Here is a 17,624-nt window from a genome sequence, read left to right as displayed (position 1 = left end):
TTTATTGGTGGGTTTGTCGACGCTCTGACTGCTCAATAAAGAGCAGTTTAAATTTCGTCTAGTGATATTTGATTTTTATTTTTTTCTCTATCTTTCATTTTTCTATTGTAGCATGATCTGCACAAAGGCTCGTATGAATCTTGAGCTCCGATTTCTATTCTTTCTTCATTGTAAGATTTTCTAAATGAAACCCAAGCATCTTCTCCGCATGATGCACAAATAGCATGGTGTTTTATTAATTCGTCAGCTATTGGCATCAGCTCTTTTACAACTTCAAATGGTTTTGTTTTATAATCCATATCAAGACCTGAGACAACAATTGTAATATGATTTTGCATAAGTTCTACAAAATAATCTACAATTTTTGATGGCTTATCCGGAAAAAATTGAACCTCGTCAATTCCTATAGCATCAATTTCATTATTTTTTGCATAATCCAAAATTTCTTTTATAGATTCTATTTTAATCGCATCAAGCTCCAAATTATCGTGGCTTATTATTTTTTCATCTTCATGTCTTGAATCAACTGATGGTTTGAATGCAATTGTTTTGTATCCTGCAACTTTCATCCTATAAAGCTCACGCCATAGGGAAGTGGTTTTTCCTGAAAACATAGAACCTGTATGAACAATAAGTTTAGCTTGTTTTTTCATATCTCACCTAAACATTAAATTTAAAATTGGTAATATCTCCATCTTTCATAACATAATCTTTTCCTTCCATACGAAGTTGACCATGTTCTTTTACTTTTGCCATATTACCATATTCTTTTAGAGTATCAAAACTTACGATTTCTGCTTTTATAAAACCTCTTTGTATATCTGTGTGGATTTTTCCAGCAGCATCTACAGCTTTTGTTCCATTTGTAATTGTCCAAGCTCTTGTTTCATCTTCTCCTGTTGTCAAAAATGAAATTAAATTTAAGGTTTTGTAAGAATCTTTTATAACTTGATCGCAACCTGATTCGCTAAGACCAATCATTTCCAAAAATTCTTTCTTCTCTTCATCGCTTTCAAGTTCAGATATTTCTTGTTCAATTTTTGCACTTACAACAGAAACTTGAGCGTTTTCTTCTTTGGCAAATTCTCTAACTTTTTGAACAAATTCATTATCATCTCCGTTATTTGCAACATCACTTTCATCGACATTGCAAACGTAAATTATTGGTTTTGTTGAAAGAAGTTGGTAGGTTTTAAGGAGAGCTTTTTCTTCGTCGTGCAAATTTAAAACTCTGGCAGATTTTCCTTCTTCCAAAACTTCTTTTATTCTTTTTAATAATTCAACTTCGCTTCTTGCTGATTTATCAGATTTTGCAACTTTTTCTCTTTTTGCCAAAACTTTTTCAACAAGTTCAAGATCTGAAAGGATAAGCTCAAAATTTATTGTTTCAATATCTCTTAATGGGTCAATGTTACCATCTACGTGGGTTACATTTGGATCATTAAAACAACGCAAAACTTCTACTATTGCATCAGTTTCTCTTATATTTGATAAAAATTTATTTCCTAATCCTTCGCCCTTGCTTGCACCTTTTACAAGTCCTGCTATATCATAAAATTCTATAGCTGCTGGTACAATTTTTTTTGAATTGTGCATTTTTGCAAGATAATCAACTCTATAATCTGGAACATTTACAAGTCCTACGTTTGGATCTATTGTGCAGAAAGGATAATTTGCAATTTCTGCTCCAGCTTTGGTTATTGCGTTAAATAAAGTTGATTTGCCTACATTTGGTAGGCCAACTATTCCTAATTTCATTTAATCACTCTCTCTTTTTTATTCTTTATTTAGCATTATTAATTATATAGAAAGCGCCTAAAAAAATCAATTTTTATATTATGCAACAATGGTATAATATGAATAAGATTATAAAAATAAAGGAGAAATTATGAATATTGATCAAAAACTAGAAAAGCTTAGAGAGCTAATGGCTAGCAGAAAAATAGATGCTTATATTATTAATACATCTGATCCTCATCAATCAGAATATATTAGTGATTATTATAAAACTCGCGAATTTATTTCGGGTTTTACTGGCTCCGCGGGAGTTTGTGTTGTTACAAAAGATAAGGCAAGACTTTGGACAGATTCAAGATATTTTTTGCAAGCTGCAAATGAATTAAAATATTCAGAATTTGAATTTTATAAACAAGGTTTTGATGAAGATCCAACTATGGAAGAATTTTTGTTGGAAGAAGTTGGAGAATTTGGAAAAATTGGTTTTGATGGTACTTGTTATTCAGTAAAAGATTATAAATCTTTAAGTGAAAATATGGCATCACGTGCTTTGGTTTATGACATAGATTATATTTCTCAAATTTGGGAAGACAGACCAAGCCTTCCAAAAGAAAAAGTTTGGATTTATGATCAAAAATTTGTTGGCGAAAGTTTAGAATCAAAAATAAATAGATTAAGAGAAGAATTAAAGAAAAAAGATTGCGATTATAATTTTATTGGTTCTCCAGAAGATATTTGTTATCTTTTAAATATTAGGGGAAATGATATAGGCTATACTCCAGTAGTTTTGTCATATTTGTTGGTTTCAATGGATGAAATTCATCTTTGCATAGACCAAGATAAACTTGACGATGAAGTTTTGGATTATTTAAAAGAAAATAAGGTAAAAGTTCATTCTTATGAGTATATCTATTCTTTACTAAAAAACATTAAGGGAAAAAATAGAATTTATATAGATCCAGAAAGAACTAACGTTGCAATTTTTGATTCTATAAATTCAAATGTAAGAATTACTAGCGGTGTAAATATTTCAACTGAAATGAAAGCGGTTAAAAATGAAACTGAATTAGAAAATGAAAGAAAAGCTTATATTATTGATGGTGTAAGTTTAATTAAGTTCTTTAATTGGGTTGAAGTTGGAACAAGTACAGGTTCTTTGACAGAGCTTATAGCTAGCAAAAAATTGCAAGATTTAAGAAAAGAAAATGAATCATATATTGAAGATTCTTTTGAAACAATTGCAGGATACAAAGAAAATGGAGCTATTGTCCATTATGAACCAACTTCACTTTCATCAAAAACTCTTGAAGAAAAATCACTTCTGTTGGTAGATTCAGGCGCTCATTATAAAGAGGGAACTACAGATATAACAAGAACAATTGCCCTTGGAGAATTGACTGATGAAGAAAAAGAAGACTATACCCTAGTTTTAAAATCTCATATAGCCTTGATGAGTGCAAGATTTAAAGAAAAAACCAAGGGACAAAGACTAGATGCAATTGCAAAATATCCATTATGGAAAGCTGGAAAAGATTATTTCCATGGAACAGGCCACGGAGTAGGATTTAGCTTAACAGTTCACGAAGGCCCAAATAATATTTCTCAATTTAATGATGTAGAATTATTAGAAAATATGACAACATCAATTGAACCAGGTCTATATATAGCAGATAAACACGGAGTAAGAATTGAAAGCGAAGTTTATGTGAAAAAAGATTTGGAAAATGAATTTGGTAAATTTATGAAATTCGAATGTCTAACTTACGTGCCAATTGATACCAGACCAATAAATATGGATATGATGGATAAGTGGGAAATAGAATGGCTAAATTCATATAACAAAAAATGTCAAGAAGTTTTATCTCCATATCTTGAAGGATCAGATTTAGAATATTTGATAGAAAGATGTAAAGAGATTTGATGAATAATCAAATAAAGGAAAAATTAAAAGAATTACCAGATCTTCCTGGCGTTTATATAATGAGAAATAGCCAAGATGAAATAATCTATGTTGGTAAGGCTATAAATTTAAAAAAACGTGTAAGCCAATATTTTGACAATAATAAAAACAAGGGCAGAAAAGTCCTTGCTATGGTAAGTCACATAAATAAATTTGAATATATAATTGTAGAAAATGAAGTTGAAGCTCTTGTACTAGAATCAAATCTAATAAAGAAAAACAGGCCAAAATATAATATTGTACTAAGAGATGATAAGCAATATCCATATATAAAAATTACAAATGAAAAATTTCCTAGAATTCAAAAAGTAAGAAATGTAAAAAAAGATAAGGGCTATTACTATGGCCCTTATCCTGATGCTTATGCAGTAAATGATGTAATAGAATTATTTCATATACTTTATCCAATAAGAACTTGTAATCTAAATTTTGATAAGGGACAGCAATTAGATAGACCTTGTCTAAATTATTATATAAATAGGTGTAAAGCTCCATGCGTTGGTAGGGGAGATGAAAAAGAATATATGGAAAATATAACTAAAATCAAAATTTTTTTAGAAAATAAATCTGATTATATACCAAATTTAGTTATAAATAAGATGAATAAGGCAAGTGAAATTTTGGATTTTGAAAATGCTGCAAAATACAGAGATTACCATAGGGCCTTGTCAACCATTTCTCAAAAACAAAAAGTTACTACAACAAATGGTGATGACATGGATATAATTGCAATGTCCAAAGGAATATTTTATGTCACCATGCAGGTATTTTTTATGAGAGATGGAAAAATTGTTGATAGAGAACATTTTATTATAAAAGATGATTACAGAGAAAAAGATGAAGATATAATTTCATCTTTTATGAAGCAATTTTACTTAAACCTTATGTATATACCAAAAGAAATTTTAGTACACAAATTGCCATCAGATCTTGATGCCCTTAATTTATTTATTGAAAAGAAAAAAGGCAACAAGGTAAAAATCACTTGCCCAAAACTTGGTAAGAAAAAAGAATTAGTAGATATGGCTTTTAGAAATGCAAGCGATATGATGAGAAAATACGAAAAAAGGCTTGAGGAAAAAGAAAGAAAAAAGCATTCTGGCTTAAATGGATTAAAAGAAATTTTGAATTTAAAATCTTTAAGCAGGATAGAAGCTTACGATATTTCTAATACATCGGGGGTCCAATCAGTTGGATCAATGGTTGTATTTCAAAATGGGATAGCAGAAAGAAAAGAATATAGAAAATTCAAAATAAAAACTATAGAAGGGCCAGATGATTATCATTCCTTGGAAGAAGTTCTTACAAGAAGATTTGAAAGAGCAAAAAAAGAAATCAAAAATAATAATACTTATACTGGTTTTGGAAAACTCCCGGATTTAATATTAATGGATGGAGGAAAGGGTCAAGTAAAATCTGCAAAAAAAGTTTTGAAAGATTTAAGTTTTTCAATAGAAGTTGCAGGACTTGTCAAAGATGACAAGCACACAACAAGAGCAATTATCTACGAAAATGAAGAAATACAAATAAAAAAACGTGATCCAGTATATAAATTAATTTACGAAATCCAAGAAGAAGCCCACAGATTTGCCATAAATTATCACAGAAAATTAATGACTCAAACTATGAAAAAATCTGAACTTGATAATATTATTGGCATAGGAAAAAGAAAAAAAGAAAATCTTCTAAAACATTTTAAAAGCGTAAAAAATATAAAAAAAGCAAGCTTAGAAGAGCTTATGGAAGTAGATTTGATTGGAGAAAGCCAAGCACTTGAAATAATTAAATATTTTAAACTAAACAATTAAAGAGGATAAAATGGGAAAACAAACAAGCGTAAAATTAAAAGACGTGGTTGAAATTTTAGGTCTTGAAATAGTTCACAAATCCACAGATTATGATGAAGTTATTTTGCAAAGTCCAGATATTAATAGGCCAGGTCTTCAACTTACAGGATATTTGGAAGAATTTCCTTACAAAAGATTACAAATAATAGGAAGCGTAGAATATACCTACCTAACAAGTCTTGACAATAGAATGCAATATGAAAGATTTAGGGGAATATTATCTTATAAAATGCCAGCCATACTTTTTTCATACAATGCAGGATTGCCAAAAGATATATTAGACCTTGCTGATTACTATGATATTACAATTTTAAGGTCAAAACTTCCTACTACAAAATTGACATCAATAATTTCACAAGAACTAGAATATATTTTTGCTGATAGAACTCAAATTCATGGAGAACTTCTAGAAGTTTTTGGTGTTGGAGTTTTAATTAGGGGAGAAAGCTCTGTAGGAAAAAGTGAAACGGCTTTAGATTTAGTAAATCGTGGCCATAGACTTGTCGCAGATGATGTTGTAGAAATGGCAGCTTATGATAATAAACTTGTAGGACAAGCTCCAGAAAATATAAGGCATTATACAGAAATTAGAGGTCTTGGAATTGTAGATGTAAGAAGACTATATGGGACAGGCTCTGTAAAAGTTTCAACTGACATAGATTTGGTAATAGAGCTTGAACATTGGAGAGAAGATTATGAATATGATAGGTTGGGACTTGACGAGCATTATACAGAAATTTTAAATGTTCAAATTCCAAAAATTTTAATTCCAGTAAGAGCAGGAAGAAATTTAGCAATGATTATTGAGGTTGCAGCTATGAACCAAAGAGAAAAATCTATGGGATATAACGCAGCAAAAGTAATGACAGACAATCTATTTAAAAATTCTGACAATGATAATTAGCTTGTGAAAATATTTGATATTTACTTGACTAATGATGTGATATTTATTATACTAAAAATAGTGTTGACGATAATTGATTCATATAATTTTTAGGAGGTCTTAAATGACAATTAAAAGAGCTATGAAGACTATGGATGGTAATACTGCAGCTGCTCACGTATCTTATGCGTTTACAGATGTAGCAACAATCTATCCAATAACACCTTCATCACCAATGCCTGAAGCAGTAGATGTTTGGGCAGCAAACGGTAGAAAAAACGTATTTGGAAGACCGGTTGAAGTAAAGGAAATGCAATCAGAAGCTGGTGCAGCAGGAGCAGTACACGGAGCACTTGCAGCAGGAGCACTTACTACTACATACACAGCAAGTCAAGGATTATTATTAATGATCCCTAATATGTATAAGATTGCTGGAGAAAGATTACCAGGTGTATTCCATGTTGCAGCAAGAACACTAGCAACTCACGCACTTTCAATTTACGGTGACCATTCTGACGTTATGGCAGCAAGACAAACAGGATTTGCTATGCTATGTTCAGGATCAGTTCAACAAGTAATGGACTTAGGACCAGTTGCTCACTTAGCAGCAATTGAAGGAAGAATTCCATTCTGCCATTTCTTTGATGGATTTAGAACAAGTCACGAAATTCAAAAAATACAAGTTTGGGACTATGATACATTAGCTCCATTAGTAAACTACGAAGCTGTAGATAAATTTAAAAATGAGTCTTTAAATCCAGAAAGACCAAAAACAATCGGTACAGCTGAAAAGAATATTTTCTTCCAAAGAATGGAAGCTTCAAACCCTGCATATACTGATATAGTAGGTATAACAGAAAACTACATGAACAAAATCAATGAATTAATCGGTACAAATTACGGATTATTTAATTATTATGGTGCAGATGATGCAGAAGAAATCATCATTGCTATGGGTTCTGTTTGCCAAGCAGCTGAAGAAGCTATTGATAAATTAGTAGAAGATGGCAAAAAAGTTGGTATGGTTGAAGTTCACTTATTCAGACCATTCTCAAAAGACCATCTATTAAAAGCTATACCAAAAACAGTAAAGAAAATTGCTGTTTTAGATAGAACAAAAGAAAAAGGTTCAGTTGGAGAACCATTATTACTTGATGTTAAATCAGCTTACTATGATGTAGAAGATAAACCACAAATTATAGGTGGTAGATATGGATTATCTTCAAAAGATACAATCCCTGCAGACATTGAAGCAGCATTCAACAATTTAGCTGGCGAAATGAAAGATGATTTCACATTATCAATTACAGATGATGTTACAAATAAATCACTTGAAAGAACAGATTTAAGAATCAGACAAGAAGGTACAAGCAGATGTAAATTCTGGGGATTCGGATCTGATGGAACAGTTGGAGCTAATAAACAAGCTATCAAAATCATCGGTGATAATACAGATATGTATGCTCAAGGTTACTTTGACTACGATTCTAAAAAATCTGGTGGACTTACAGTATCACACTTGAGATTTGGTAAAAATCCAATTAGATCAACATATCTATTAGATGAAGCTGACTTTATTTCATGTTCAAAACCAGCTTACGTTAATCAATATGATTTATTAGCTGGACTTAAAGATGGTGGTACATTCTTATTAAACTGCCCATGGTCAGAAGATGAACTTGAACAACATCTACCAGCTTCAATGAAAAAATACATTGCTGAACACAATATTAACTTTAATATAATAGATGCTTCTCACATTGCTGCTAATATTGGATTAGGTTCAAGAACAAATATGATAATGCAATCTGCATTCTTTAACCTTGCAAATGTAATTCCAATAGATGAAGCTATCAAATATCTTAAAGATTCTATAGTTAAAGCTTATGGACACAAGGGTGATGATATAGTAAATATGAACTACAAAGCAGTAGATCAAGGAATTGATGCAGTAGTTAAAGTTAATGTTCCAGATTCATGGAAAGATGCAAAAGATGAAGTTAAAGAAGAAAAAGAACTTCCAGAGTTCATCAAAAACATCGTTAAACCAATGATTGAACAAAAAGAAGACGAACTTCCAGTTTCAGTTTTCAAAGATAGAACAAACGGAGACTTTGAACCAGGTACAACTCAATATGAAAAGAGAGGAATTGCTCTTAACGTACCAGAATGGCAAATTGATAATTGTATCCAATGTAACCAATGTTCATACGTTTGTCCTCACGCTGTAATTAGACCATTCTTATTAACAGAAGAAGAAAAAGCTAATGCACCAGAAGGATTTGAAACAAAGAAAGCAATTGGTAAGGGAATGGACGGATATGATTTCAGAATCCAAGTTTCACCACTTGATTGTACAGGCTGTGGAAACTGTGCTGATGTATGTCCAGCTCCAAAGAAGGCTCTTTTAATGAAACCTTTCGAAGAAGAAGTTGAAAAAGAAAAAGATAATTGGGAATATGCTCATGAAGAAGTTGGATACAAAGAAGATGTTATGGATCCAATGACAATTAAAGGCTCTCAATTTAAACAACCATTACTTGAGTTCTCAGGTGCTTGTGCAGGCTGTGGAGAAACACCATACGCAAAACTTGTTACTCAATTATTTGGAGATAGAATGTATATAGCTAACGCTACAGGTTGTTCATCAATCTGGGGAGCATCATCACCAGCTACACCATATACAACAAATGCTTGCGGACAAGGTCCAGCTTGGGGTAATTCATTATTCGAAGATGCAGCAGAATATGGTTATGGTATGAAACTTGCAGCTGATTCAAACAAACACCTTCTTGAAACATATATGAATCAATTCAATGAATTAGAAGCTGATAGTGAATTAAGCGAAGCATTCAAAGCATGGATTGAAGGAAAAGAAGACGTTAAAGCTTCAAAAGAAGCAACAGCTAAAATTCTTAACCTTGAAGAAAAAGCTAACAGTGTAAGTGATGAAAAACAAAAAGATTTACTACACAAAATATATTCACTAAAAGACTATATGATTAAAAAATCAGTTTGGATATTTGGTGGAGACGGATGGAGCTATGATATTGGATTTGGTGGAGTTGACCACGTACTAGCTAGTGGAGAAAACATCAATATCTTAGTATTTGATACAGAAGTTTACTCAAATACAGGTGGACAATCATCTAAAGCTACACCATTATCAGCAGTAGCACAATTTGCTGCATCTGGTAAAAAGGTAAGAAAAAAAGACCTTGGTTTAATGATGACTTCATACGGTTATGTTTACGTAGCACAAGTTGCTATGGGCGCAAACCAAAACCAAACAATCAAAGCTATGAAAGAAGCTGAAAGCTATGATGGACCATCTCTAATCATCTGCTATGCGCCATGTATCAACCACGGTATAAGAATCGGTATGGGTAAATCTCAATTTAGAGAAAAACAAGCAGTTGATGCTGGTTACTGGCACTTATGGAGATTCGATCCAAGACTTGCTGATGAAGGAAAGAATCCATTCCAATTAGATTCAAGAGAACCTAAGGAATCATTCCAAGAATTTATCCAAGGAGAAGTTAGATACTCTTCACTTAAGAGATCATTCCCTGAAACAGCTGACCAATTATATCAAGAAGCAGAAAAAGCTGCAAAAGATAGATATCAAACATATAAGAGATTAGCCGGAAAATAAGATAAATTAAATAAAATTTTTAAAGGATGAGCTTGCTCATCCTTTTTTTATGCGTAAAATTAAATTTGAAGATTTTATTTTTAAAATTTTATAAAAAAATTTTATTGAAAACTTTTAAAAATTTTAAATTTAATTTTGCTAAAACGTACAATTATAAATATTTACTATTTATGGTATAATAAATTATATATAAAAAAATAAAATGGAGGAGTTTATGGCAATTAAGTATAAAAACAATTACGGTAAAGTTAGTATTTCAGAAACAGTAATTGCAAATATTGCTGCAGCTTCTGTTATGGAATCCTATGGTGTTGTAGGTCTTGCTAGCAGAAGTACAAAAGATGGGTTTTATAAACTTTTAGGCTTTGATAATATGAATAGAGGTGTAAAAGTTTTAAGAAATATAGATGGAACTGTGACTATAGATATATCATTGTTTTTAAATTATGGTGTAAGAATTGCAGTTGTATGCCAAAATATAATTGAAAATGTGAAATATAATGTTGAACATTCTCTTAATGTTGGTGTATCTAGTGTAAATATTTTAGTTCAAGGAATTAGAAGTTAGGAGAAATATGAAAAAAATCGATAGTAATAAGTTCAAAAGCATTATTATTAAAGCTTTTGAACTACTTAATGAGAAAAGGGATGTTGTCGATAGCTTAAATGTTTTTCCTGTTCCAGATGGGGATACGGGAACAAATATGACTATGACAATGAAATCTGGTGTAGAAAGAGTAAAGGATACTGAAACTTCGTCTTGTTATGATGTTGCTAAGGCTTTAAGCCAAGGCACTTTGATGGGAGCAAGAGGAAATTCTGGTGTAATTTTATCACAACTTTGTAGGGGAATGTCTAAAGCTATCAAAGGTAAGGATATTATTGATGCTGAAAGTATAAGAGATATTTTTACAGTTGCAAATAAGACTGCTTATAAGGCTGTAATGAAACCTACTGAGGGAACAATTTTAACTGTGTCAAGATTGATGGCAGAAGAAGCAAATAACTCTTTTGAAAATAACATTGATATTGATAAGTATTTATATAAAATTATTGCAGCTGGTCATAAGGCTTTGCTTGATACTCCAAATTTATTGCCAGTTTTAAAAGAGGCTAAGGTTGTAGATTCTGGTGGGCAAGGATTGATGTTTTTGCTTGAAGGCGCTTTAAAAGCCTTAAATGGGGAAATTGATATTGAAACTGATTTATCAGAAATTGAAATTGAAGATTTGCCATCAAAAGACTATAATATCGACCTATCAGTAAGCATAAGTGAAGATGAAAAAGATGATTTACTTGAAAAATTAAATGAACTTTCTACATCGTTGACAGAAGATTTTGATAATGGAATTTTGAGACTTTCATTTGATTGCGATGGTATAAAGGAACTTTTAGAAGTGGTTTCAAAATATGGACAAGTTTTGACGATGAATGTTGAAAATACTAATCCAGATGTATTGAATGATATAAAAGTAAACAAAAAACCATCTAAAAAATATGGATTTATAGCCGTTTCAAGGGGAGAAGGCTATGATAAAGTGTTTGAAAGTTTAAATGTTGATAGGATTATTGCTGGTGGGCAAACTATGAACCCTTCAACTGAAGATATTTTTAAGGCAATTGAGAAAGTAGATAGCGAAAATATTATTATCTTCCCTAATAATAAAAATATAATTATGAGTGCTAAACAAGCTTGTCAATTGTCTGATAAAACTTGTAGAGTAGTTGAGACTAGGTCAATTCCAGAATCTTTTTCTGCCCTACTTTCATTTGATGAAGATGAATCACTAGATGAAAATATGGAAAATTTCAACGATGCGATTGAAGATGTAAGAGTTTTGGAAGTTACTATAGCAGTTAGAGATACAAATGTGAATAATGTAGAAATTAGAAAAGATGAATACATTGGAATAGTTGACAATAGTATTGTTACAAGCAAAAAAACAATAGAAAAAACTGCTAGAGAAACATTGGAAAAGGCTGTCGATGATAACACATCTCTTATAACCATATATTATGGAGAAGACATAGAAGATAAGGAAGCCAGAAGACTTCAAAAATTTGCTCAAAAAAAATTCAAAGATTGCGATGTAGAATTGATTTATGGTGGACAACCTTTATATTATTACACTATTACCTTGGAGTAGGATAGATGGATCTTTTGGACCTAAAAGGTTTAGGCAAAAAGAAAAAAGAATATTTAGAAAAATTATCAATTTATAAGCTAGAAGATTTATATAATTATTATCCTAGGGAATATGAGGATAGGTCAAAAAAATACGACTTATCCCATGGTTTTGATGGAAATAAACATTATTTTGAATGGAAAATAGAATCAAAGCTTTATACAAATTATAGTAAAAAATTTTCTATCTCTTATCTTTATGCGAGTGAAAATGATAAAAGAATAAAAATAGTATTTTTTAACGACAAATTTTCGCCAAGATCCTTAAAAATCGGACAAACATATAAATTTTATACAAAAATCGTAAAAAATGGTTATGAAATTGAGTGTCATAATCCAGAATTTACAGATATAGATGATGATAGAATTGGAAATATTGTACCTATATATCCGCTTACAAAATCTTTGACTAATAAAAATTTATCTGATTTTATAGGTCAAGCTTTGGGATTTTTTGATGAAAATCAAGTTTTATTAGATAAAAAAGTTCTTGATGACTTTAATTTTTCGGATAAACTTTCAAATTTGAAGGAAATTCATTTCCCAACTAGCCTTGAAAATTTAAAAAGTGCTAAAAGTCAAATTAAAATTATAGATTTACTGAAGGAATTGATTTTTATTTATGTAATGCAAAAAGAAAATTCCTACCAAGATTTAAATTTAAAATATAATCTAAATGATATTTTAAATAAGCTTGATTTTAAATTGACACCAAGTCAATATAAGTCTTTGATTGAAATTTTAAAAGATTCTACAAGTAAGTCTATTATGAATAGGCTTTTGTGTGGGGATGTTGGAAGTGGTAAAACAATTATTGCACTAATTGTAATGATTATTTTTTCTATAAATTCCTACCAAACTTGTATGATGGTTCCAACAGAAGTCTTGGCAATTCAACAATATGAGAAAAATAAAAATTTTGTTGAAAGCTTCGGACTAAAAATTTCACTTTTAACATCATCAACAAAAAATAAGGAAGATCTTAAAAAGAAAATTAAAAATGGCGAAATAGATATTGTTATTGGGACACATGCTCTTATTGTAGATGATGTGGAATTTAAAAATTTGAAATTAATTGTTGCGGATGAACAGCATAGGTTTGGAGTTAGACAAAGACAAGCCTTATATGAAAAAGGTAATGATGCAAATTACCTAACAATGACAGCAACTCCTATTCCAAGGACACTTTTTTTGAAGATGAAAAAATTATTAGATTTATCTCAAATTACTGAACTTCCAAAAGGTAGAGGAGAAATTATAACTGAACTTGTTCTTTTATCAATGGAAAATAGCCTGTTTTCTAAAATAGATGATTTTATAAAAAGTGGTAGGCAAGTTTATGTTGTAAGTGATTCTATAGAGAGTGATGATATAAATTCTTTAGAGAATTTATATAAACGCTATAAAAAAAGATTTAAAAATATTAGAATTGAAAAACTTTACGGAAAGTTAAAGGCAAGTGAAAAAGAAGAAATTCTTAGAGATTTTTCTGATGGTAAAATTGATATTTTAATATCTACTACAGTTATAGAAGTTGGAATAGATGTATCTAATGCAAATTGTATGATAATTTATAATGCCAATAATTTTGGTTTATCATCACTACACCAACTTAGAGGAAGAATAGGTAGGGGCTCTTATAAATCATTTTGCTATTTGATTAGCGAAAAAGTTGATGAGAGAAGTAAGCTAAATATAATAAAAAATTCAAACGACGGTTTTGAAATTGCAAAAAAAGATTTGAAACTAAGAGGTGCTGGAAAAATTCTATCAACAATTCAACATGGAAAAAATCTTGATGATGTAAATTATTTTAATTTAAAAGAAGATGAAATAAATCTTTGCTTTAAAATGTTTACATATCTTAAAGATAAAAATTTTGAAGGAGTTAATTTTTCTTATTTAGAAAGATATTTTAATATAGACAAAAGGATTGTGTTAAATTAATGAGAGTAGTAGCTGGAAAATATAAAGGATTTAATATAAAATCTCCAAAAGCTAACAATTCAAGACCTACAGATAATAAGGTAAAAGAAGCAGTTATGGCTATGCTTTATCCTTACAAAAAAGATTTTACAGCCTTAGATTTATTTTCATGCACAGGGCAAATGGGAATAGAATTTTTATCTCATGGTGCAAAAGAGGTTGTTTTTGGAGAATTAAATAATTCAAATTATAAAATACTCAAGGAAAATATAGAAAAAATTCAAAGTCAAAATGCTTTAACTATAAGAGGGGATTTTAGAAAAGTTTTGGAAATTTTAAAAGAAAAAAATAAAACTTTTGATTACATATACCTAGATCCTCCTTATAAAGAAGATTATTTGAAAATTAGTCTAGAATATATATTGACCTATCATTTATTAAATAAAAATGGTATAATAATAAGCGAATCAGATAGGAATATTGATTTTTCTGATATGACTAATTTAAATTTGATTAAAGAAAAAAAATATGGAAGGAAAATCATAAAAATTTATTGCTATGAAAGTGATATATCCAGGTAGCTTCGATCCTATTACAATCGGACACTTAGACATAATAAAAAGATTAAATAAGATGTTTGATGAGGTAGTCATTGCTATATTGATAAATGAAGCCAAGCACTCTCTTTTCTCAATTAAAGAGAGAAAACAATTAATAGAAAATGAAATTAAAGAATTTCAACTAGATAATGTCAAAGTCAAAACTTTCGAAGGTTTGTTAGTTGACTTTGCAAAAAAAGAAAATTCAAAAATTATAGTTAGGGGTTTAAGGGCAGTTACAGACTATGAGTATGAAATGAATATTGCTCAATTTAATTCAAGCTTATATGAAGATCTTGAAACTATATTTCTACTTTCTGATCCGAAATTCTCATTTATAAGCTCAAGTGGAGTAAGAGAGCTAGCTAGTTTTGGTGGAGATGTATCTAAATTTGTATCAAAAAATGTAAAAAAAGCTATATATGAAAAAAATAAACTAGGAGGAAAAAACTAATGGCAAATATTAACGAACTAATTGATGAAATTGAAGATATAATGGATAATGCTAGTTCTGTTCCATTTTCAAGAAAGGTTTCAGTTGATCCAGATGAAATTTTTGAAATTGTTAGAGATATGAGAGATTCTCTTCCAACAGAAATCAAAAATGCTCAATGGATTAACGATGAAAAAGAAAGAATTTTGCAAGAAGCAGAAAACGAAGCAAGATCTAAAGTACAAAATGCAAATAATGAAATCAAAAATTTCAAAGAACAAGCTAAAAGCCAATATCAAAGAATGATTTCAGAACATCAAATAACAGCAGAGGCTAGACAAGAAGCGCAAAGAATTCTTGAACAAGCAAACCAAGAAGCAAATAAAATTAAACAACAATCATACCAATACATTGACCAATTATTTACAAAATCAAGTGAAAACTTCAACCAATTGGCACAATCATTGGAAAAAAATAAACAACATATATTAAATCAAAAATAAAATTTCAATTAAAAAATCCTCTAATATGAGGATTTTTTAATTGAGATTTTTTCTCTATAATCGCTATCAAATTGTCTTCCTATAATCATTGAATATAAATTTGATGCCTTAATCATTTGCTCAAAAATTATTTTATTTTCTTTATTTAATTTCTCTATATCTTTTTTTTGCATAATTATATTAAGATTTGTTTCTTTAAATAATTTTGTTGCTTTCTCATTAAAAGCTAAAACTTTTATAAAATTTATATCAACTTCATTAAAGAAAGTTTTATTTTCTAATAGGTAATTTATCATAAGCCTTTTTATCCTTGATTTTGTAAATCTTTGGCTTGTAGAATTTTTAATAAAATCTTTATAAAATATTTCATCTTTTGCTATTTTTTTTAGATAATTTTCCATACCATTTTCGTAACATAAAATATCATCCATATTTTTTTCTTCTATTAAAATTTTATACCTAAAAATCTCATACAATAAATCATTTTGTGGAAATATATTGTATTCATTTTTAAATTCTTTTAGATAATTATAAGAAAGTCTTGGAAGATAATCTTTAATTTTTATATTTTCAATGTTATTTCTAATAGAACTAGAAGAAGAAAATGAATCTTTTCTTAATTCAACATCCTTATTCATAGAATTTTTTCTTTTGATTGGTATAATTTCTATATTTGCTTTTAGTTTTTTTATAGCTCTGAGATATTCTAAAGCAAGTATATTATTTGCGGAAAAAAATTCTTTATTTTCTATATATTTGATTGAGGCAAGATATGATGCTTTTGCAAAAGACATTCCCTCATCTAGAAAAGTTTTTGTATCAATATTTATTCTATTTTCATTTTCAAATATCTTCTCACAAGTCTTTATAAAATTTTTTTCACTAATATTTTCAATTCCAAATGAAAGATAATCAATTTCTAATTTATTTAAAATTTCTATATTTTTTCTAGCAAAAAGATTTGCTGCTTGTAAAGAAATAAATGAAGGCATTTCAATAACTAAATCTGCAGAAAGCATTGCAGAATTTGCTCTTTTGTATTTGTCTATAAGACTTATTTCTCCTCTTTGAACAAAATCTCCACTCATTATTGCAATAACTATATCTGCATTTGTTATCTCTCTTGATTTTTTTTGTATATAATTGTGTCCATTATGAAATGGATTATATTCTGAAATAATTGCTAATTTTTTCATGACAACTCCTTTTATTATTATATCAAATTGTAAAAAATAAAGTGAAAATTTATTTTAGATTATTACATAATTTTACATTTTTATTTAAAAAATAAAATATAAGTGGTATAATATTAGAAAACAACCTATTAGGAGGATATATGATATCAGCAAATGATTTAAGAAAAGGAATAACTTTTGAATATGATGGAGATGTTTATCAAGTAATAGATTTCCAACACGTAAAACCAGGTAAGGGTGCAGCTTTTGTAAGAGCAAAAATAAAATCTGTTATGCAAGGCGGAAATAAAGATGTAACTTTTAACCCAAATGAAAAGTTTGAACAAGCTATTATTTCTACAAAAGAAATGCAATACTTATACAACGACGGACATTTATATTATTTTATGGATCCAGAAACTTTTGAACAAATTCCTGTTGATAAGGATGCAGTTTCTGAAGCAATTCCTTATATAAAAGAAAATGATACTGCTACAATGAGATTTTATAAAAATAATCCATTTTCAATTGAGGCGCCTAATTTTGTAGAGCTTGAAGTTGTAAAAACTGAACCAGCAGTTAAGGGAGATACAGCAACAAATGTAACAAAACCTGCAGAAGTTGAAACAGGTGCAATTATAAATGTTCCAGTTTTTGTAAATGAGGGAGATGTTATAAAAATTGATACTAGAAAAGGGGAATATTTATCCAGAGTATAAAG

The 17,624-nt window shown here is 29.4% G+C and carries 14 protein-coding genes; 11 read left to right on the top strand and 3 right to left on the bottom strand.

The genetic code is table 11. The annotated features are described in order from the left end of the window. Nucleotides 1-47: 47 nt before the first annotated feature. Both HMPREF2852_RS07050 and ychF read right to left on the bottom strand, forming a co-directional pair. Complete coding sequence (locus HMPREF2852_RS07050; protein WP_004838932.1) at nucleotides 48-653, bottom strand: thymidine kinase; 606 nt, start codon at nucleotides 651-653, stop codon at nucleotides 48-50. Between the two features lie 7 nt (nucleotides 654-660). After that, on the bottom strand, nucleotides 661-1,758 hold the full coding sequence (gene ychF, locus HMPREF2852_RS07045) for a redox-regulated ATPase YchF (RefSeq protein ID WP_058990291.1): 1,098 nt from the start codon (nucleotides 1,756-1,758) through the stop codon (nucleotides 661-663). Nucleotides 1,759-1,888: 130 nt separating this feature from the next. Between ychF and HMPREF2852_RS07040 the strand changes: the two genes are divergently transcribed. From HMPREF2852_RS07040 to HMPREF2852_RS06995, 10 genes are all read left to right on the top strand, one after another. Next, complete coding sequence (locus HMPREF2852_RS07040; protein ID WP_070607093.1) at nucleotides 1,889-3,658, top strand: aminopeptidase P family protein; 1,770 nt, start codon at nucleotides 1,889-1,891, stop codon at nucleotides 3,656-3,658. Further along, the gene (uvrC, locus tag HMPREF2852_RS07035) at nucleotides 3,658-5,505 is read left to right on the top strand and encodes an excinuclease ABC subunit UvrC (RefSeq protein WP_070607089.1); all 1,848 of its coding nucleotides are present in this window, start codon (nucleotides 3,658-3,660) and stop codon (nucleotides 5,503-5,505) included. The genes HMPREF2852_RS07040 and uvrC overlap by 1 nt, the downstream gene beginning before the upstream one ends. A gap of 10 nt (nucleotides 5,506-5,515) precedes the next feature. Further along, on the top strand, nucleotides 5,516-6,448 hold the full coding sequence (gene hprK, locus HMPREF2852_RS07030) for an HPr(Ser) kinase/phosphatase (protein ID WP_004838928.1): 933 nt from the start codon (nucleotides 5,516-5,518) through the stop codon (nucleotides 6,446-6,448). 103 nt (nucleotides 6,449-6,551) lie between these two features. Continuing rightward, nucleotides 6,552-10,082 (top strand): pyruvate:ferredoxin (flavodoxin) oxidoreductase, encoded by a 3,531-nt coding sequence (gene nifJ, locus HMPREF2852_RS07025; protein WP_004838927.1) that lies wholly within the window; start codon nucleotides 6,552-6,554, stop codon nucleotides 10,080-10,082. A gap of 214 nt (nucleotides 10,083-10,296) precedes the next feature. Beyond that, entirely contained in the window at nucleotides 10,297-10,650 is a 354-nt protein-coding gene (locus tag HMPREF2852_RS07020; protein ID WP_070607086.1) for an Asp23/Gls24 family envelope stress response protein, read from the top strand. 7 nt (nucleotides 10,651-10,657) lie between these two features. Then, on the top strand, nucleotides 10,658-12,229 hold the full coding sequence (locus HMPREF2852_RS07015; RefSeq protein ID WP_070607083.1) for a DAK2 domain-containing protein: 1,572 nt from the start codon (nucleotides 10,658-10,660) through the stop codon (nucleotides 12,227-12,229). 5 nt (nucleotides 12,230-12,234) lie between these two features. Then, nucleotides 12,235-14,214: an ATP-dependent DNA helicase RecG gene (locus tag HMPREF2852_RS07010; RefSeq protein WP_070607080.1), complete on the top strand. Its 1,980-nt coding sequence runs from the start codon at nucleotides 12,235-12,237 to the stop codon at nucleotides 14,212-14,214. After that, a complete protein-coding gene (gene rsmD, locus HMPREF2852_RS07005) occupies nucleotides 14,214-14,774 on the top strand; it encodes a 16S rRNA (guanine(966)-N(2))-methyltransferase RsmD (protein WP_070607077.1) in 561 nt (186 codons plus the stop codon). The genes HMPREF2852_RS07010 and rsmD overlap by 1 nt, the downstream gene beginning before the upstream one ends. Next, complete coding sequence (coaD, locus tag HMPREF2852_RS07000; RefSeq protein WP_019117590.1) at nucleotides 14,752-15,246, top strand: pantetheine-phosphate adenylyltransferase; 495 nt, start codon at nucleotides 14,752-14,754, stop codon at nucleotides 15,244-15,246. Before rsmD ends, coaD begins: the two co-directional genes overlap by 23 nt. Then, a complete protein-coding gene (locus HMPREF2852_RS06995) occupies nucleotides 15,246-15,728 on the top strand; it encodes an ATPase (protein ID WP_070607074.1) in 483 nt (160 codons plus the stop codon). Before coaD ends, HMPREF2852_RS06995 begins: the two co-directional genes overlap by 1 nt. 20 nt (nucleotides 15,729-15,748) lie before the next feature. Here HMPREF2852_RS06995 and HMPREF2852_RS06990 read toward each other — a convergent pair whose 3' ends face one another. Beyond that, on the bottom strand, nucleotides 15,749-16,924 hold the full coding sequence (locus HMPREF2852_RS06990) for a nucleotidyltransferase family protein (protein ID WP_070607071.1): 1,176 nt from the start codon (nucleotides 16,922-16,924) through the stop codon (nucleotides 15,749-15,751). Between the two features lie 140 nt (nucleotides 16,925-17,064). On the opposite strand from HMPREF2852_RS06990, the gene efp reads away from it, so the two are divergent. Then, nucleotides 17,065-17,622 (top strand): elongation factor P, encoded by a 558-nt coding sequence (gene efp / locus HMPREF2852_RS06985; protein ID WP_004838919.1) that lies wholly within the window; start codon nucleotides 17,065-17,067, stop codon nucleotides 17,620-17,622. Nucleotides 17,623-17,624 lie beyond the last annotated feature (2 nt).

Origin of the sequence: Anaerococcus sp. HMSC065G05 (genome assembly GCF_001812365.1) — a bacterium.
GTDB classification, from domain to species: Bacteria; Bacillota; Clostridia; order Tissierellales; family Peptoniphilaceae; genus Anaerococcus; species Anaerococcus vaginalis.
This window is presented reverse-complemented; position numbering and strand designations above follow the sequence as displayed.